Annotated in this window: 17 protein-coding genes; 6 read left to right on the forward strand and 11 right to left on the reverse strand. The window is 60.8% G+C overall.

The annotated features are described in order from the left end of the window. Positions 1-15: 15 nt before the first annotated feature. Positions 16-504 (reverse strand): TIGR00645 family protein, encoded by a 489-nt coding sequence (locus JWR98_RS01770; RefSeq protein ID WP_003176188.1) that lies wholly within the window; start codon positions 502-504, stop codon positions 16-18. A gap of 164 nt (positions 505-668) precedes the next feature. On the opposite strand from JWR98_RS01770, the gene JWR98_RS01775 reads away from it, so the two are divergent. After that, positions 669-2,492 carry a hypothetical protein gene (locus JWR98_RS01775; protein ID WP_205489188.1) on the forward strand — a complete coding sequence of 608 codons (1,824 nt, stop codon included), beginning with the start codon at positions 669-671 and terminating at the stop codon, positions 2,490-2,492. Between the two features lie 6 nt (positions 2,493-2,498). Here the strand turns inward: JWR98_RS01775 and JWR98_RS01780 are convergent, their stop codons facing one another. Together JWR98_RS01780 and JWR98_RS01785 are read right to left on the reverse strand one after the other, a co-directional pair. Next, complete coding sequence (locus JWR98_RS01780) at positions 2,499-2,816, reverse strand: PA4575 family protein (protein WP_078734725.1); 318 nt, start codon at positions 2,814-2,816, stop codon at positions 2,499-2,501. Positions 2,817-3,108: 292 nt separating this feature from the next. Then, positions 3,109-5,547 carry a Lon protease family protein gene (locus JWR98_RS01785; protein ID WP_003176191.1) on the reverse strand — a complete coding sequence of 813 codons (2,439 nt, stop codon included), beginning with the start codon at positions 5,545-5,547 and terminating at the stop codon, positions 3,109-3,111. A gap of 268 nt (positions 5,548-5,815) precedes the next feature. Between JWR98_RS01785 and JWR98_RS01790 the strand changes: the two genes are divergently transcribed. The 5 genes from JWR98_RS01790 (at position 5,816) to JWR98_RS01810 (ending at position 9,681) form a co-directional block, all read left to right on the forward strand. Further along, positions 5,816-6,304, forward strand: coding sequence for a DUF3015 domain-containing protein (locus JWR98_RS01790; RefSeq protein ID WP_003176192.1), 489 nt, complete (start codon positions 5,816-5,818; stop codon positions 6,302-6,304). Between the two features lie 91 nt (positions 6,305-6,395). After that, a complete protein-coding gene (locus JWR98_RS01795) occupies positions 6,396-8,249 on the forward strand; it encodes an Lnb N-terminal periplasmic domain-containing protein (RefSeq protein WP_078734726.1) in 1,854 nt (617 codons plus the stop codon). 90 nt (positions 8,250-8,339) lie between these two features. Next, the gene (locus JWR98_RS01800) at positions 8,340-8,657 is read left to right on the forward strand and encodes a chorismate mutase (protein ID WP_205489189.1); all 318 of its coding nucleotides are present in this window, start codon (positions 8,340-8,342) and stop codon (positions 8,655-8,657) included. A gap of 99 nt (positions 8,658-8,756) precedes the next feature. Then, positions 8,757-9,113, forward strand: a complete 357-nt coding sequence (locus JWR98_RS01805) for a hypothetical protein (protein WP_205489190.1) — start codon at positions 8,757-8,759, stop codon at positions 9,111-9,113. Positions 9,114-9,183: 70 nt separating this feature from the next. Next, positions 9,184-9,681, forward strand: a complete 498-nt coding sequence (locus tag JWR98_RS01810; protein ID WP_078734729.1) for a GreA/GreB family elongation factor — start codon at positions 9,184-9,186, stop codon at positions 9,679-9,681. Here the strand turns inward: JWR98_RS01810 and gdhA are convergent. From gdhA to JWR98_RS01850, 8 genes are all read right to left on the reverse strand, one after another. Beyond that, on the reverse strand, positions 9,678-11,015 hold the full coding sequence (gdhA, locus tag JWR98_RS01815) for an NADP-specific glutamate dehydrogenase (RefSeq protein WP_078734730.1): 1,338 nt from the start codon (positions 11,013-11,015) through the stop codon (positions 9,678-9,680). The genes JWR98_RS01810 and gdhA overlap by 4 nt on opposite strands. A 357-nt stretch (positions 11,016-11,372) precedes the next feature. After that, complete coding sequence (ettA, locus tag JWR98_RS01820; RefSeq protein WP_078734731.1) at positions 11,373-13,037, reverse strand: energy-dependent translational throttle protein EttA; 1,665 nt, start codon at positions 13,035-13,037, stop codon at positions 11,373-11,375. Between the two features lie 103 nt (positions 13,038-13,140). After that, positions 13,141-13,632 (reverse strand): DUF2269 family protein, encoded by a 492-nt coding sequence (locus JWR98_RS01825; protein WP_225908500.1) that lies wholly within the window; start codon positions 13,630-13,632, stop codon positions 13,141-13,143. An 83-nt stretch (positions 13,633-13,715) separates the two neighbouring features. Beyond that, a complete protein-coding gene (locus tag JWR98_RS01830) occupies positions 13,716-14,495 on the reverse strand; it encodes an AraC family transcriptional regulator (RefSeq protein ID WP_205489191.1) in 780 nt (259 codons plus the stop codon). An 11-nt stretch (positions 14,496-14,506) separates the two neighbouring features. Continuing rightward, positions 14,507-15,892 (reverse strand): MFS transporter, encoded by a 1,386-nt coding sequence (locus JWR98_RS01835; RefSeq protein WP_205489192.1) that lies wholly within the window; start codon positions 15,890-15,892, stop codon positions 14,507-14,509. 10 nt (positions 15,893-15,902) lie between these two features. Continuing rightward, positions 15,903-16,715 (reverse strand): diiron oxygenase, encoded by an 813-nt coding sequence (locus JWR98_RS01840; protein WP_205489193.1) that lies wholly within the window; start codon positions 16,713-16,715, stop codon positions 15,903-15,905. A 102-nt stretch (positions 16,716-16,817) separates the two neighbouring features. Next, on the reverse strand, positions 16,818-17,726 hold the full coding sequence (locus tag JWR98_RS01845) for a TauD/TfdA family dioxygenase (RefSeq protein WP_078734735.1): 909 nt from the start codon (positions 17,724-17,726) through the stop codon (positions 16,818-16,820). Then, on the reverse strand, positions 17,723-18,607 hold an 885-nt coding region (locus JWR98_RS01850; RefSeq protein ID WP_205489194.1), incomplete at its 5' end, for an AMP-binding protein. The genes JWR98_RS01850 and JWR98_RS01845, both read right to left, overlap by 4 nt.

Consider the following 18,607-nt stretch of genomic DNA (forward strand, 5'->3'; position numbering starts at 1 on the left):
GGCCGGCCCAGGGCATCAGTGCTTGGTGAGCTTGTCCAGGTAACCCATGGCAAACGCCGAGATCACGAAGGTCATGTGGATGATCACGTACCACATCAGGTGCTGCGGATCGACGTTCTTGGCGTCCATGAAGATGCGCAGCAAGTGGATCGACGAAATCGCCACGATGGAGGCCGCCACTTTCATCTTCAGCGACGAGGAGTCCATGGTCCCCAGCCAGTTGAGTTTCTCTTTGTTGTCATCGATATCCAACTGCGAGACGAAGTTCTCGTAGCCGGAAATCATCACCATCACCAGCAAGCCGCCGACCAGCGCCATGTCGATCAACGACAACAGCAGCAGGATCACGTCCGCCTCCAGCATGGAAAACACGTTGGGCAGCACGTGGATGATTTCCTGGAAGAACTTCAGCGCCAGGATCAGCAGGCCCAGGGACAACCCCAGATAAATGGGCGCCAGCAGCCAGCGTGAAGCGTACATCGTATTTTCAATAAAGCGTTCCATGGGGTCTCACACAGCTTGGCTAGAAATGGCGGCGAGTATACCAGCCGCTACAAGACGCCTGTCATCACGAGAAAACTGACCTGGGCGGCATCTGTAAGAGAATTTTTCTGCTAGTGTCGAGCCCATCAACTCGGCTCGATGATGTCGGACAGGAAAAAACTCAGATGATGGATGTGCGCTCTCCCTTGGCCGGTATCGGCCTGTGTGCGGCATTGTTGATGGGTGGCGGTTGCTCTCCCAGCGATGAGCAGAAACAGTCGACCCTTGAAGAGAAAACCGCCAAATTCGAACAGTCCCTGGACAGCATTCAGGACCCCAAGCTGCGCGACGCCATCGCCGACCTCGGCGGTTCGCTACTGTTGCTGGAGCGCGCACGGGGCAAGCTCGCCACCAAGCCCATCGAACCCGAGTACGGCGAAGATGCATTGGCCCTGCTCAAGCATTACCCCACGCCGCAAGCGCTGGTGGATACCTACATCAATGGCCTGTTCGTGCTGCGCAAAAACTCGCACTCTGACTACCTCACCGATCTGCAGCCGGTCTTCCCGTTCAACTTCAATATGCCGGACCAGTTCCCCTTCCCCCACGGGCTGGAATGGCAGTCCGTCACGTTGAGCAACAACAAAGTCATTCCCTTCCAGCCGGAATGGTCGGAAACCGACCCCGGCATCCAGTTGAGCCCCAGCAGCTCCAACCTGACCAACCCCGATGACCTGACGGTGACCTACCCGTTCATCGACGGCATCGAGACGGAAAACAAGAGCCAGCCGCAGCCCGTCAGCCTTAAAGGGGTGGTCGAAGTGGTCGCGCCGAGCAAGGTGCTGACGTTCGACCTGTCGAAAAAAGACGTAGGCCACCCACGCACCGAGGGCAATGTCACCGTCCATTTGCTGCTGCTTGAAAAGAACTACGCCGAGATCGAACTGACCAATAGCGCCGCGCTCTCCCCCGAGGTGGCCGACGAATCGCCGAACCCGCTGTTGGTGCAGGCACGGGACACCACCGGGCAATTTCTCACACGCTCGGGCTCGATCAACGAAAGCGCCGCGCAGGTGGCGTTCTATGAGAAACAACTGGCCGAGATGCAAAAACAGAAGGCCTGGTCCGACGCGTTCGAAAAACAGCTCGCCGACGAGCAAAAAGCCTTCGAGCACACACAGACCACCCATTACGCCAAGGTCTACTTCAACGGCCTGATCGACAACCTGCAGGTCAACGTACTGGACTTTTCCAACGCCACCGTAACCCGCAAAGACCTCGACCTGCCGGTGCGGCGCTTCGACAAAAACAGCCTGGAAAAGACCGTACAACCGCTGCCGATGCCAGTGACCGTGTACGACGACAGCGCCGCCGGCTGGCTCAAAGACGCGTCCATGACCGAAGAGCAACTGAAAAGCAGCGTCACCATCAGCCAGTCCATCGACGATGCCAGCGCCGCGCATATCGTGTTCGACCATCCGTTCACGTTCAACGACGACCTGGTGGGCGCTGAGCGCAACAGCAGCGAATCGCCGGTGACCTTCTTTGCCGCCGACGAAAAAGGCGAACGCGGTGAACCCATCGAATTGCCCACCGAAGCCTACGAGCTGAACCCGGCCCGCGGCACGCTCACCTACGATCTCAATCTATTCCCGGAAAACCCGGCCTTCGTGGTCGGCTCGATCCCGCTGTTCCTGGCAACCATCGAGAAAGGCGAGATGGATGCGGCCAAGCTGCCCAAGGGCCTGTCGCTCAAGGACAACGCGTTGATCGTCGATCAGAAGGCGTTCCCCGCCGACAGCTGGCGCTTCTACGCCAAGGACGCCAGCGGCCAGTACCTCAAGGAAATTCTCGGCGTCAGCCACCGCGCAGAGGAATACGGCACGGCGATGTTTGACGTGCACTATTTTTACGGCCGGCCGACGGCACTGGAAAGCTACCAGCGCACCGACCTGAGCACCGTGCAATATGGCTTCGAGGTCAAGTTGGACAAGCCCGAAAGCAAATGACCCGGCCTACAGCGCAAGTCGCTCCGCATTGCCATTGAGCCGTCGTAGATGGGCCTGCATGTGCAGGCACCAGATCGGCGGATCGCCCGCCGGCTCATAGCCGTACATCGTCAAGCTGTCGACGATGGATGCCAGAATGGCCTGTGCCGCAAAGGGCCCATGAAACGGACCTTCGGACTTGATGGTGGAAGGCTGTTCACCGGACATGCCGGCGGCAAACAACAAGGTCCACATTCCGGTATCCCCCGCGAGCGGGCGAATGGAGCATTCGATACGGGTGACCAGGCCTAAGCACTGGCGGGTAAGACAGAGGTTGCGCGACATGGCGGCGACCCTCGGCAGATCGGTGTTCAGCCCCGGCCCATGGCGAGGCTGTTTCTATCCAGCGACTCCTGTGGATATCCCTGAAGTAAAGAATAGAAGAAAAACACGACAAACCAAGGCTGTAGGGACCAACGGTGTCGGCCCTAAAAATAGAGTCAATTTTATGGCGGCCACAGGCCTGGAAGCGCCGAGTTTCCATTGTGGGAGGGGCTTGCTCCCTCCCACATTGGGATCGGATTCATTCTGCAAATTCGGTGTTTTAACCGAATAGCCCGATCAGCACCGCCACCCGTCAGCTCGGCTTGGCCTCAGCCAACGCCTGCTGCGCCAACTCCTTCTCAGCCTCCTTCAAGTCTTCTTCACTGATCATCTCGGCAATCGCACGCAAACGCTCGACCACGCGAGCGTTGACGCTGCCTTCCGGGAACTGCCCTTCGGCGTCCGGCTCACCGGCGTCCTCACCCACCAGCAGGCTCAAGGCTTCGTCCGCCTGGCGCACGGCGTAGATATGGAACTGCCCGGCGCGTACGGCCTGCAACACCTTTTCATCAAGCATCAGCGTGGCGACGTTGGCCTGGGGAATGATCGCCCCCTGCTCGCCGGTCAGGCCGCGTGCTTCGCAGAGGCGGAAGAAGCCTTCGATCTTCTCGTTGACCCCGCCCACCGCCTGTACTTCACCAAACTGGTTGATCGAGCCGGTGATGGCAAAGCACTGCTTGAGCGGGGTTTTCGACAACGCCGAGATCAGCGTGCACGCCTCGCCCAGGGACGCACTGTCCCCGTCCACATAACCGTAGGACTGCTCCAGCGCAATACTCGCCGAGATCGCCAGCGGGAATTCCTGGGCATACCGGCTGCCCAGGTAGCCGGTCAGGATCATCACGCCCTTGGAGTGGATCGGCTGGCCGAGGTTGACCTCGCGCTCAATGTCGACGATACCGCTGCCGCCCGGGTACACCGTGGCGGAAATCCGTGCCGGCACGCCGAACGCCGAATCGCCCACCTCCAGTACCGTCAGCCCGTTGCACTTGCCGACGGCCGCACCGGCGGTGTCGATCAGGATCACCCCGGCGAGCATGTCGTCGAGAATCCGTGCCGATACCCGCCCGGTGCGCGTGGCCTTGGCCTTGAGCGCGCGCTCGATGTGGCCGGCGTCGGTCATCTCATCGCCCGCCAGGTGACGGATAAAGTCCGCCTCGCTGACCAGCTGGAACAAGTCGCCGATGCGCGCCGACAAACGCCCCTGGTGCTCCGCCAGCCGTGCGCTGTAGGTCGCCAACCGTGCCACGGCGTCCGACGTCAGCGGCGCCATGCCTTCTTCCGAGGTGCGGGTCTTGAGCAACTGGGCGAACTGCTCCAGGCTTTCGTCGACCATCGGGATGTCTTCGTCGAAGTCCACCAGCACCCGGAACATCTCCTGGAAGTCCGGATCGGCGTCCTGCAACGCGTAGTACAACTGGCGCGAACCGATGATGATCACCTTGACTTGCAGCGCGATCATCTGCGGGTTGAGGGTCACGGTGGCCAGGCGGCCCAGCTCGCCCAAAGGCGATTCCATCTTCAGTTTGCGCGATTGCAGAGACCGCTTGAGGGCGTCCCACACAAACGGCTCGCTGAGCATTTTTTCGGCTTCGAGAATCAGGAACCCGCCATTGGCACGGTGCAAGGCGCCGGGGCGCAACTGGCGATAAGTGGTATAGAGCGCGCCCTGGTCGGTGCTGTATTCGATACGGCCAAACAGGTTGTCGTAGGTCGGGTGCGGTTCAAACACCACCGGCGCACCACCGTTGACCGGATGGCCCACCACCAGGCTCGGGCAGTATTGCTCTTCGAGCAGTTTGCGCGCCTGGGCGTCGGTCTTGGCGTCATCGACCAGTTGCTCGACCACGGTTTTCAGCAAGTACACCTGCATGGCTTGCAGATAACCGCAAACGGCTGCGTTCTCTGCGTACTTTTCCGACAGCGGCGCCAGCAAAGGTTGCAGGGCCAGGGTGATGGTTTCTTCGTTGAACTGGCGCAGTTGGTTGTTCGATTCGCGCTTCCACTGCGGCAGGCTGGCCAACTCTTCGTTCAGGCGTTCTTCCAGCTCGGAAATATCCGTGTGGAAACGCTCGCGGTCGGCTTCCGGCAGCTGCGAGAACTCGGCTTCGTCCAGCGCCTTGCCGTCGAGCATCGGCGTGAAGGCGATGTTGGAACTGTCGCGGTACAGCGCCACGTCCTTTTCCAGGGCCAGGCGCTCGATCACATCCAGGGCCTTGTCGTAACGCTGGTTGAAGGCGCGGTCGATGGCGCTTTTGCGCTGCTGATAGGTCGGGTGTTCGAACACGGCCGGGAAGGTCGCGACCAGGTTGTCGACCAGGCCATTGATGTCGGCGATGAACGCCGCCGCCGCGCCGCCTGGCAATTCCAGGGCGCGGGGCTCGCGGGGCTCATCGAAATTATTCACGTAGACCCAGTCCGCCGGGGTCTGCATGCGCTTGCCTTCAGCCTTCAAGTAGCGTTTGACGAACGAAAAGCGACCGGTTCCCGGCTCGCCCATCACAAATACGTTGTAACCGGGGCGTGGCATGGCCACACCGAACTGCAACGCTTCGACCGCACGTTCCTGGCCAAGCACACCGCGAAAGGGCTCCAAATCATTGGTGGTCGAGAAGCTGAACTGTTCAGCGGAGAAAGGACGGGTCAGCGCTTCGGGCGCTAGACGCAAGCTGGCAGCAACAGGATCAGGCATCGGGCTTCCTTACATCAGGCGGGGCAGATGTCGGCATTCTGGCTCCCCCTTGCGCGCTCTGGCAAGGCGCGCCGTTGGGAAAGCCTGGACACGGGATGCGTCCTACAAAAAAATCGCGACAATGCTGATTGTTTTATAAAAAACCACGGAACCCTTGGAACGTGCCTAAACTCCAAACTGCGCGGGTTGGACTAATAACTGGCCCCTAGGGCGCTATGAAAGTGCCTGAACCCTTGTCCATTGGTTTGCACACAAAGAGAACAAAGCTATGAAACGGATCCTTCTCGGTACTCTCTTCACCGTTGTCTCCCTCAATGCAATGGCAGAATCGCCAGGTGGCCCGAACTGCGGCTGGGGCAACATGTTGTTCGAAGGCCAGCGCGGTACCCCAGCTCACTTCCTGGCGTCCACCACCAACGGCACTTCGGGTAACGCCACCTTCGGCATGACCTCGGGCACCAACGGCTGCAGCACCAACAGCGCGCTGACCTACGGCGGCAAGTCCTGGATTGCCATGAATGGCATGATGAACGAACTGTCCGAAGACATGGCCAAGGGTAATGGTGAAGCACTGACCACCTACGCCGTGGTACTGGGCGTTGCGCCCGAAGATCGCGAGCACTTTGCTGCCGTGACTCACGAGCACTTCCAACAGATCTTCAGCAAGGCCGACGTGACCGCTGATGATGTGCACAACAACACCCTGGCAGTACTGAAAGGTGACGCCCGTCTGGCGAAATACGCCACCCAGGCTTAAGCTCGACCCACCCGCGCCTCCCCAGGCGCGGGTTTTATTTTTGGACCCGTCCCCCTTTGGGTCTCTCTAATTTCCGACTTAAGTTGCCCCTATGCTCAAACGCTTTGCCTGGATGGCACTCTTCGCCTGCGCCCCGCTGTACGCGGCACCGCATCTTGATGATCAACGTTTGCAGCAACTGGCCAATGATCCGTTCTGGCTGTCCCTGGGCCATTACGAAGCCGGTAAGCTCAAAGGCTGGCGCAGTTATGTCAGCGACCAGAAGTTCTTTCTCGCAGCCGATGGCGCCCACCATCCGGACGCCGAACTCAAGGCCACCGTTGAAGCGCTTTACGCTCCGGCCAGCCTGGGTGAAAAACACGCCCAATGCGTTTACCCCGCACGTACCCGTTGGCTCAAGGATCAGTTGCACCTGACCGACCTGCCGGCCGTGGACTGCACAGAATTCAAGCAATGGTTCAAGGACGTCGCCCCCCACAGCGCGGTGATGATCTTCCCGGCGGCCTACCTCAACAGCCCATCATCGATGTTCGGCCACACCCTGCTGCGTATCGACCAGGCTGACGTGCAAAGCAACAACACGGCGCTGCTCAGCTACGCGATCAACTTCGGCGCCTACATCGAAGGCTCCGACAACAGCATCCTCTACGCCTGGAAAGGCCTGATGGGCGGCTACCCCGGCCTGTTCGCGCTGGTGCCGTACCAGGAAAAACTCTCCGAGTACCGCAGCCTCGAAAACCGCGACCTGTGGGAATACCGCCTCAACCTCACCCAGGTCGAGACCGAGCGCATGGTCGAGCACGTCTGGGAGCTCAAGCAGATCCAGTTCGACTACTTCTTCTTCGACGAAAACTGCTCCTATCGCCTGCTGGAACTGCTGCAAGTGGCGCGCCCCGGCCTGCGCCTGACCGAACAATTCCCGCTCACCGCCATCCCGACCGACACGGTCAAAGCCGTTAAAGATGCGGGCCTGGTCGAAAAAATCGACTACCGGCCTTCACGCGAGCGCGAACTGCTGGAACGCGCCAAGCCGCTGGACGGTGACGAGCAACAATGGGTATTGAAGGTCAGCGACGACCAGACGCAATTGCAGGCGCCTGCCTTCAAGGCCCTGCCCCGCGACCGCCAGGCGCTGATCATCGACGCCGCCTATCGCCTGGGCCGCTACCGCGCCAACGGTCTGGAACGTGACACCGCACGTTCCCAACGCAGCTTCGAACTGTTGCGTGCGATCAACCAGAACCCCGCGCCGGACCTTAAGATAACGCCCCCCGGCCTGCCGGAAAACGGCCATGAATCACGCACCTGGCAAGCCGGCATGGGCACCCGTGGCGACAAGGCCTTCGGCGAATACGGCCTGCGCATGGCCTATCACGACCTCAACGACAACGCCGAAGGCTTCCCCTTGGGCGCGCAGATCGAAATCCTGCAAATGAAGCTGCGCCAGTACGAAGGCAACCACTGGCAACTGCAACAATTGGACCTGGCCACCATCCGCTCCCTGACGCCGCGTAATGCCCTGTTGCAGCCTTGGTCCTGGCAAGTCACCGGCGGCCTGGAACGCGTGCCGGGCAAACACGACGACGAAACCCTGGTGGCCCACGTCAACGGCGGCGCCGGCGGCACCTGGCAACTGCGCGACGACATGCTCGGCTTCGCCCTCGGCACAGTGCGTGTGGAGCACAACAACGACTTCAGCGAAGCCATCTCCCCCGCCGCCGGCTTCAACACCGGCGTGCTGTGGAAAAACCCGCTGGGCAACCTGAGCCTGGAAGCCAAAGGCGATTTCTTCACCAATGGCGAAGTACGACGCAGCCTCAGCCTGAACCAACAGTGGGAACTGTCGCGTAACCTCGGCCTGCGCCTGAGCGCCCAGCGTGAGTACAGCCACTTGTCGACACCGGTGAATGAAGTGATGCTTGAAGTGAAGTGGTATCACTACTGACCAAAGCCAGACAAGGATCCAAAATGTGGGAGGGGCTTGTCCCTCCCACATTTTGTTAGCATTGCCCGCACAATCAGGAGCTCAACCAACATGGCCGTTAGCTGCACCACACTCGAAGAAGTTCGCGACAACATCGACCGCCTCGACCAACAAATCGTCAGCCTGCTGGCTGAACGTGGCGGCTACGTCTCCCAAGCCGCCCGTTTCAAAAAAGACACCGATGGCGTCAAGGCGCCGCAGCGAGTTGAACAGGTGATCGCCAAAGTGCGGGACTTGTCGCACACGCTGGGCGCCAATCCGGGCGTTACCGAACAGGTGTATCGCGCGATGATTGCGGCGTTTATCCAGCAGGAGTTGGCTGAGCATGCGGCGCTGCCCCCCCTAGGTAGCCCGTTGACGTTGAATTGAGCGTTACCCCAACACCGTTATCACCTCGCCTTCACACCCTCCCGACAAATCCCCTTCTAAACTTCCCTTATCAGCCGTGAAACGGCCAGGGAGTACGCCATGTGGCGGTATGCGCTATTGCTGTGTGCGGTGGTGGAATTGTCGGGTTGCCAGTCCACCCATCAGGAGTTGCTCGCCCGCGGTTATCCACCCGCCTTTGCCGATGGCTTTGACGACGGTTGCAGCAGCGGCCGTCAGGCAGCCGGGGTGATTACCGGGGTGTTTCGCAAGAACGTACCGCGCTATCTGAAGGACCGGCTTTACGCCGAAGGCTGGGAGGACGGTTTCCGCCAGTGCAAGGCCATGCGCGAGAACGAGGAGCTGCGCGACTACAAGAACAACCACTGGGACGACCGCGAACGCGCCTGGCAGCAGGAGAAGGATCGCGATGCAGCGCGGGCCTATCGCTCGCAATAGGTCGCGTTCAGACATCCATCGAAACTAAAGCGCGGCGACCATGGCCCAAGCTCCATAGAGGGAGAACACCATGAGCCGAGCTTTTGTGAATGAAGACAACGCCGCCGCCCAGGCCGATCAGCCGGTGGAGCGCCAAGTCAGTGAGCAACCCAACCGCCTCACCGCGCAAGGGTTGACGCAGTTGCAAGCCAAGGTTGCGCAGTTGCAACTTGAGTACAGCGCCGAGTCCGCCAAGGGCGAAAAGGCCGATAAGCAGCGCCAGGCGGATCTTGAGCGAGATTTGCGCTACTTCAACCAACGGGTGCAAAGCGCTCAGGTCGTGCCGCCGGCGACCTCATGCGACAAGGTGCAGATCGGCAGTTGGGTGACATTTGCCAATGAACAGGATGAACAGCAGCGCGTTCAATTGGTCGGCGAGGATCAGGCCGACGCCAATGTCGGCCTGATCAACTGGGGGTCGCCGCTGGGTCGCGCATTGCTCGGTGCCCAGGTCGGCGACGAGGTACTGTGGAAACGCCCCCTCGGCGATCAGTTGATCGAGGTGCTGCGTATCGAACCCGAGGTTTAAACGATGCCTTGCGCCAGCATCGCATCGGCCACTTTCACGAACCCTGCGATGTTCGCACCTTTCACGTAGTTGATCCGGCCGTCTGCTTCGCCGTAATGCACACAAGCATGGTGGATCGACTGCATGATGCCATGCAGCTTGCTGTCCACTTCTCCGGCGGTCCACAACAGGCGCATGGCGTTCTGCGACATTTCCAGACCACTCACCGCCACGCCACCGGCATTCGACGCTTTGCCCGGTGCGAACAGAATGCCCGCCGCGATAAAGATATCCACAGCCTCAAGAGTAGTGGGCATGTTGGCGCCTTCAGCCACGCACATGCAGCCGTTGCGCAACAAGGTGCGGGCAGCGTCGGCATCCAGTTCGTTCTGGGTGGCGCAGGGCAGCGCGATATCGCAGGCCAGCTCCCAAGGCGTTTGGCCCTGGCGGAACTCAAGGCCGAAACGCTCGGCCAGTTCGCTGATGCGCCCGCGCTGCACGTTTTTCAATTCCAGAAGGGCCGACCATTGCGCTTCGGTCAAACCACTTTCGGCGTACAGTGTGCCTTCGGAGTCGGACAGGGAAATCACCTTGCCGCCCAAGTCCATCACCTTGCGCGCCGCGTATTGCGCCACATTGCCGGAGCCGGACACCGCCACGCGCTTGCCTTCGATGCGCAGGCCGTCGCGCTTGAGCATTTCTTCGGCGAAGTACACGCAACCGAAACCGGTCGCTTCCGGGCGAATCAGGCTGCCGCCATAGGTCATGCCTTTGCCGGTCAGCACTGAGGTGAACTGATTGCTCAGCCGCTTGTACTGGCCAAACAGGAAGCCGATTTCGCGGGCACCCACGCCAATATCGCCGGCGGGTACGTCCACGTCCGCACCGATATGGCGGTACAGCTCGCTCATGAATGCCTGGCAGAAGCGCATGACTTCGGCGTCGCTCTTACCTTTTGGATCAAAGTCCGAGCCGCCTTTGCCGCCGCCCATGGGCAGCGAGGTCAGGGAGTTTTTGAAGGTCTGTTCAAAGGCGAGGAATTTCAACACACCCAGGTTCACCGACGGATGGAAACGCAGGCCGCCCTTGTAGGGGCCGATGGCGCTGTTCATCTGGATCCGGAAACCACGGTTCACCTGGACTTTGCCATGATCGTCCACCCACGACACCCGGAAGGTAATCGCACGTTCCGGCTCGCACATGCGCTCCAGAATGCCGGAGTTCAGGTAGTGCGGGTTGGCTTCAAGAAACGGCCACAGGCTGCGCAGGACTTCTTCTACAGCCTGGTGGAATTCCGGCTGGTCGGGGTCGCGTTTCTTGAGGCGAGCAAGGAAGGATTCGACGGATTCGGTCATGAAAAGTCTCGGCAAATTGATTGTTGTTAAACAGAGATTGGGCCGGACTTTATCAATTCGTTTCGCACCGCGACAGGGCAAGATGTCGCCTTTGTGAATTTAAATGGTGCATTGGATATAACTGTATCCAGTTTTACTCGGGTTTACGCACTTAAAAGGGGATTTGAAATCTGAGGGACGCACCAAGAGGTAGACCGCTATCGGGGGCAAGCCCTCTGCCACATTCGACCGCATTTCAAGGTTGGAACCCGGTCAAATGTGCGAGCGGGCTTGCTCGCGAATGAATTCAACGCGGTACTCCTGAAAATACCAAAAAAAAACGGAGCCCGAGGGCTCCGTTTGTTCAAACCAGCCGAATCAGGCCAGTTTTTTGTGACGTACGCGATGCGGCTGAGCCGCCGCGTCGCCCAGGCGCTTCTTACGGTCGGCTTCGTACTCGGTGTAGTTGCCTTCGAAGAACACCGCTTGCGAGTCGTCTTCGTACGCCAGGATGTGGGTCGCGACGCGGTCAAGGAACCACCGATCGTGAGAGATCACAATGGCGGCGCCCGGGAAGTCCAGCAGGGCTTCTTCCAGCGAACGCAGGGTTTCAACGTCGAGGTCGTTGGACGGTTCGTCGAGCAGCAACACGTTGCCGCCCTCTTTCAGGGTCAGGGCCAGGTGCAAGCGACCGCGCTCACCACCGGACAGGTCCTTGACGAACTTCTGCTGATCGCCGCCCTTGAAGTTGAAACGACCGACGTAGGTGCGCGACGGGATTTCATAGTTGCCGATGCGGATCTGATCGGAACCGTCGGAAATCTGCTGGAACACGGTCTTGCTGCCGTCGAGGTCGTCGCGGCTCTGGTCGACACACGCCAGTTGCACGGTTTCGCCGATCTCGATGCTGCCGGAGTCCGGGGTTTCCTTGCCCATCAGCATGCGGAACAGCGTGGATTTACCCGCACCGTTACCGCCAATAACGCCGACGATCGCGCCTTTTGGCATGGAGAACGACAAGTTGTCGATCAGCACGCGGTCGCCATAGCCTTTGCACACGTTCTTGAACTCGATGACCTTGTCACCCAGGCGCGGGCCGGCCGGGATGTAGATCTCGTTGGTCTCGCTGCGCTTCTGGAATTCCTGCGATTGCATTTCTTCGAAGCGTTGCAGACGGGCCTTGGATTTGGACTGGCGGGCCTTGGCGCCTTTGCGCACCCACTCCAGTTCTTCCTTCATGGCTTTTTCGTGGGCCGATTGCTGCTTGGATTCGGCGGCCAGACGGTCGGACTTGGCTTCGAGCCAACCGGAGTAGTTGCCCTCATAAGGGATACCGGCGCCACGGTCGAGTTCGAGGATCCAGCCGGCGACGTTGTCCAGGAAGTACCGGTCGTGCGTGATCGCAACCACGGTGCCTGGGAAATCGTGAAGGAAATGCTCCAGCCAGGCGACGGAATCGGCGTCCAAGTGGTTGGTCGGTTCGTCGAGCAGCAGCATGTCGGGGGCCGACAGCAGCAGGCGGCACAGGGCTACACGACGTTTTTCACCACCGGACAGGTGCTCGACCTTGGCATCCCACGCCGGCAGGCGCAGCGCGTCGGCGGCGACTTCAAGCTGGCGCTCCAGGTTGTGACCGTCGCTGGCCTGCAGGATGGCTTCGAGCTTGGCCTGTTCGGCGGCCAGCTTGTCGAAGTCGGCATCCGGCTCGGCATAGGCGGCGTAGACCTCGTCCAGACGCGCCTGGGCGTCCTTGATCACGCTGACGGCCTCTTCGACCACTTCGCGCACGGTCTTGGACGGATCCAGCTGCGGCTCCTGCGGCAGGTAGCCGATATTCAGCTCGGGCATCGGGCGGGCTTCGCCTTCGAACTCGGTGTCGACGCCGGCCATGATTTTCAGCAGCGTGGACTTGCCCGAACCGTTGAGGCCGAGTACGCCGATCTTGGCGCCCGGAAAGAAGGACAACGAGATGTTTTTCAGGATTTCCCGCTTCGGTGGGACAACTTTGCCCAGCCGATGCATGGTGAAGACGTATTGAGCCAAAATGGAGCCCTCTGATGAACGGGTGTAAACAAAGGCCGGTATTCTACGCCAAGATGCCCCTGTGCACAGATGCAGAACGCCGACCGGTGTCGCTCAAGGCGCATCAGAATAGTTTTAGCGCCAGCACCTTCAGGTCCAACGTGCTGTGCAACAGCATTACCAGCAGGATCGCCGAGGTACACAGCGCTTGCCCCAGCACGCCGCGATGGATTTGCCGGGCTGCCGGCTGCCATTGTTCGGCATCCGGGCTGCAGGCTTGCAACACTTCGTTGGCCGGGTCGCGCAAACGCTTTTCCAGCGCTGAATCCAGCACGAAGATGACCACGCTGAGCAAAAACCAGAGCTCGAAGCAGCGCTTCCAGTCCTTGAGCCAGAACATCAGGATGCCGCTCAGGATCAGCCCCCAGCCGCCCACATTATAGAAACGATCGGTGAACGCCAGCCCGCGCAGCAGTAGAGGCTTGTTGTCAGTGCTGCAGTGTTTGAGCTGGGCCGACAGCCAGGGGGCGACCAGCAGCGGCCCGGTCGCCGCGACCGCTGCCAGCGCGTGAAGGATTTTAATTGCGTCGTACTCGATCATCAGGCTCAACCTCATCAGATATGAGCCTCAAGCCTAAGGCAGCGCCATTCTGTCCAAAATGTGTCAGTGCGCCATAAAGCCGAACGAAACGGACAGTTTCAAGCCGCCTTCGCCGCAGCGCCCTGCAGAGTGCTGCGCACTTTCCCGGGGCTGCTGCCGGTGACGCGGCGAAACCAATGACCGAACGAATCGCTGGAAGCAAACCCCAGGTGGTGCGCCAGGCGCTCGTTGGTGTGCTCGACCATCAAGCCGCGATAGGCCTCGACGAGTAACAGGCGGTTATACCACTGGGTGTAGCACAAGCCGGTTTCCTTGCGAAACAGGCGGGTCAGGGTGCGCTCGGTGGCGCCGACTTCGCCGCCCCACTCCGCCAGGCTCTTGCGCAGCCCTGGCCGGGCAATCAATTGATCCGTCACGCGTTTGAGCCGGCCGTCACTGGGCAAGGGCAGCACCATGTTACTGGCCGGCAGTTCGGTGATGTCCTGCAACAACAGCTGCAGGATGCAACTGCGCTGAACCTCTGTCAGCGGCCGGGCGCCTTCCTCGGCCAGTCGATCGCACAGGGCGATGACCAGCGCCGAGGCTTCAATCAGTTTGAGGGTGGTGGAAAAATCCTTCGACTGTTCCCGGCCCAGGTACAGCACCGTGAGGTCCACCTGGCTGTACGCGACACCTGCGTGCAGGGTCTGCGGCGGAATCCAGACGGCCATACCGGGCTTGAGCAACCAGCGCTGATCCTGCGTATGACCGTACAGCATGCCTTTTTTCACTAATACAAATTGCCCGACCGGGTGCCTGTGGGGCTCGCCTTCGCCCTCGATATTGGTTAACTGCCTTTCAACGACCAGTGCTGAATAATGTGTTTCATCGTAATGCATGCCTACCCCAGTCAGTCTTCTCGTAATCCATGTTGTACAGGCAATCCGTAGGCGAAGAGTAAACCGCATCCCATGACAAGACCAAGCAGCAGGAAGGTGCCTGGATAGGCACTTTCCGGGGGCAGGTGAAGCGCTATAGCGACCATGCCATTAACGCCGAACGCCGCCCCCAGGCTACGCAGGAATTGCACCGTGGAGGTGTAGGCGCCCAGTTGATCCGCTGGGGCGCTGTTTTGCGCAAAGACCAGGGTGGTGGTCGCGGTGAACCCCATGCCGGACCCGATCAGCACCTGGCCGACGGCGATGGCCGGCCAGAATGCCCAGCGCAGGCCCGCCGCGACGCACAGGCACCCGAGCAGCAGCATCGACATGCCGCCTGCCGCCATCGGCCTGAACCCGACGCGCGCCAGGCGTTTGCCACAGAACGTCGCGCCGGCCACCCAGCCCAGTGCGGCCAGCATGATCAGCGCACCGCTCGACAACGCGCCACCGGCGTCGCCCTGACTGAGGGCAACCGGCAACAGACTCACCGAGGCATAAAGACCAATACTTGAGGTAACCACCAGCACCAGGGTCGACCCCAGCGCCGGCTGCGCGAAGAAGCCCAGGGGCACCGGGGCGCTGCGCGGAACCTTGCGCACGCGCGCCAGCAATACCAGCAGACTGATGAGCATGATGACCACCAGCGTCGGTAGCGGATACGCCATCCATGCCAGCGGATGGCCGCTGAGCAGGAACAGCCCGGCACAGGCGAAAATGGCCAGCGCCCCCTGCGCCAGCAGGTCAACATGCCGGCTCGACTGGCCACGCCCCACCGTCGGGGCGAAGCACAGCGCCAACAAGGCCAGCGTCCCCAGCGGCAGGTTCAGCCAAAAGACCGCGCGCCAGCTCAAGGTGCTGCCCAATACCGCCCCGGCGACCGGCCCCAGAATGGCGGCCAGGCCCCATACGCCGCTGAGCATCCCTTGCATATTCGCGCGCCGAGGCCCCTCGAACAGGGACGCCAGCAGCGAATAGGACAGCACGATGATCCCGCCCGCGCCCGTGCCCTGCAGCGCCCTGCCGACAATCAGCATGAGCATGCTCTGGCTGCTGGCGATCCAGGCCGAGGCGCCAATGAATAGCAGCAGGCTGACTTTCATCACCGTGCTGACCCCGAAGCGGTCGGCCAGGGCCCCCGCCAACGGTGCGACGAGCGCCAGTGGCAGCAGGAAGCCGGAAACAATCCACGGATACAGCGTGGTGTCCTGCAGTTGCGCATTGATCTGCGGCAGGATGGTACTGACCGCCGTGCTGTCCATCGCGGCCAAAAACAGCGCGACCAGCACCGCCATGACACTCAGCGGGTACTTCCCCTGGCTCACCGACGTCTGTGCAGCAAGTGTTTGCGACTTCATGGGGCACCCCTCAATGAAAGTACTGGGTATGTATCGTGCTGGCGCGAGAGAACGCTTTGACGATATCCGCGGTGTCCACGTCCATGTGTTCATCGACGGTGCGAATCAGGTCCTGTGACTGCACAATTTCCCGGAACCGCAGCGTCATATCCAACTGGGTCTGGGCGGCTTTATTGTTCTGCGTGTAATCCAGATTGAACGCCGCCTTGATCTGCTCGCCGCTGGTGATGGCCAGCTGGGTATTCATCGCCTCGGTGTCGTGGATCAACTGGTGCATGCGCCGACGCTCGGAGGCGGTGAACGAGGGAATCACATGTTCGAAGACGAAATGATCGAACTGGATATGCCGCGCCTCATCCAGGCCGTGAAAATGCAGGAGGCGCGTCAGCAGGCTGCGCTGCATCGGGTCGAGCACCTTCAACCGACGTTCGAACACGGTAATGATCGACTCGCCCACATAGGCGGTTGCACACAGGGCGGCCAGTTTGATCCTGGGCGAATCGTTTTCGTCGTAGAGCGCCCGGCGCTCGTTGAACAAGTTGTCCTTGAGCTTGATGTCGCGCCCGGACAAATGCCGGATGTACTGATAAAAGCTGCTGGCGTGGTTGATTTCTTCGGCAGCGAAACACGACAACGCGCCATACAGGGAGTCCCCCGCGCCGAGGGTGTCGTTGTCGGACTGGGCTTCGCCGAGAATCCGCGTCATGGTGTTGGCCACGTGCATCTCGATTTCGGCCAGTTGCCCCAGCTCTTTGTATAGATAGGCCACCGCTTTTTCTTCCTGGCCAGCCTCCCCGACCAGGGCCGTGGAGAGAAACTGCAACTCGACGTCGTGCGGGCGGCAGTCCACTCCATGCGGTTGGGGTGCAGGTAGTTGATATGGGCCAGCTCATTAATGTTTTTCAGGGCATTCATCGGCGAGTTCTCAATGGGCATAGGAAAGGGCGTTGAAGATGGTGCGGGCCGGGTCGTCGATCGCTCGACGCCCGTGCATGACGCGGGTGTTGTCGATCAGCACCACATCGCCGTGCTGCCAGCCGACGTCGACGGTAAAGCGCTCGCACACCGCCGCCACCGCCTGCAACAGCGCAGGATCGAGCGGTTCGCCATCGGCAAAGGTGATGAGCGGTGCTTCGTAATGGTTGGAAGGGCCAAAAATGCTGTTGGCGAAACTCGGCCCAGCCTCGTCTGAAAGCTGGCTGTGACGGATGGCGGGAGTGCGAAAGCGGTAAGTGATCGAATCGTCTTCATTGAGTTCGATCTGCGCGCCGGCGTTGCCGGCGGTGAGCGACACCAGGTCCTGCAACACCACGGACTCGATATGGGTGGGTGCCCCTTCCGTCTGCGCCAACGCATGCAAGGCATAGGTCTTCCACTTGATCGCCTCGACACGACGAGCGTATTGGATGTCGCGTTCACTGAACGCCGCACGGTGTTCGGGCGCCAGGTGCCGATACACCGCCTTGCCGTCGCACAAGGTCGTCTGCGACCCCCTCGCCGGCGCGACCTGGCAATAGAACCAGCAGAGATCCGGCCAGAAAGGGCTGTTGCCGTTTTCACAGTGCAGGCCCACCGCGTCCAGTCCGGCGTCGACTTTCTGCGCCGTATCGCCATCGAAACTGCGTGCGGGGTCCAGGCTGATTCGGCTGCTGCTTTGCCGTACCAACCGGGAGAACGCGTCAATGCTGTGTTCAAACCCACGCAATACCAGATAACCATGGGTCATCAGCCACTGCTTGAGCACCTCGGGTTCCAGTGCATCCAGCTGCTGCGGCCCCTGGGGCGTAACGATCAGGCCGGCGTGGGCGGTGTGGGGGGAAGTCGTGAGCGTCATGCGCAAATCCTCACGGCATGGTCATCCAGAAACGCGGGCACCTGGTCGCGCCGGGGCCGTCCGGTCACGGTGAACAATCGACCCATGACCTCCTCGCTGCGCGGAATCAGCAATGGCTGCGCAATCTGTTCAATCTCGTTGAGGTGCGTGCGGGCGAACGCTGCGATGGCGGCGCCGACGTCGGCCGGGTCGGCCTGAACGTCAATGATGAATACCCCGCCCATGAACGCCTGCCGGTCGCCGTAGACAATCGCCTGCTCCACGCCCGGTACTTGCCGGTAAGCGGCTTCGAGCCATTCCGGCGAGACGTTGCGGCCATTGCCGGTGATGATCATGGTTTTCTTGCGACCGATGATGCTGACGAAGCCATCGGCGTCGATCCGGGCCAGGTCGCCGGTGTGCAGCCAGCCCTCGGCATCGATTGCGCAACTGCTGGGGTCTTCATTGGTGTAGCCGGCAAACAGCGAACTGCTGCGCAGTTGCAGCTCACCGTCTGCACCCAGGCGCAATGTGACGTGCGGCAGCGCTTGCCCGACGCTGCCCAGGCGGTTCGCGCCACGGAAATTCCAGGTCGCCACCGAGCTGTTTTCGCTGAGGCCATACCCTTGAAACACCTCAATACCCGCTTGCTGCAGGCGCACCAGGACCTCGACGTCTACAGGGCCGCCACCGGCCGCCAGCAGCGGCAAGCGCGGCGTGCCGAACAGGTGTTCAATACGTTCGGCGGGCCCCAGGCTGTCAGCGCGCCGGGCAATCGCCTCGACCAGCGCTGGCGTCAGCGTCATGGCGGTGGGGCGTGCCTGGCGGATCACGTCCAGTCGGTCTTCGGCAATCACCCCCGGGCTGCCCAGGGGCGCGAGGCCGGGCGCGGGCAGCAGCAC

The organism is Pseudomonas lactucae (assembly GCF_016937615.1).
Classification (GTDB): Bacteria; Pseudomonadota; Gammaproteobacteria; order Pseudomonadales; family Pseudomonadaceae; genus Aquipseudomonas; species Aquipseudomonas lactucae.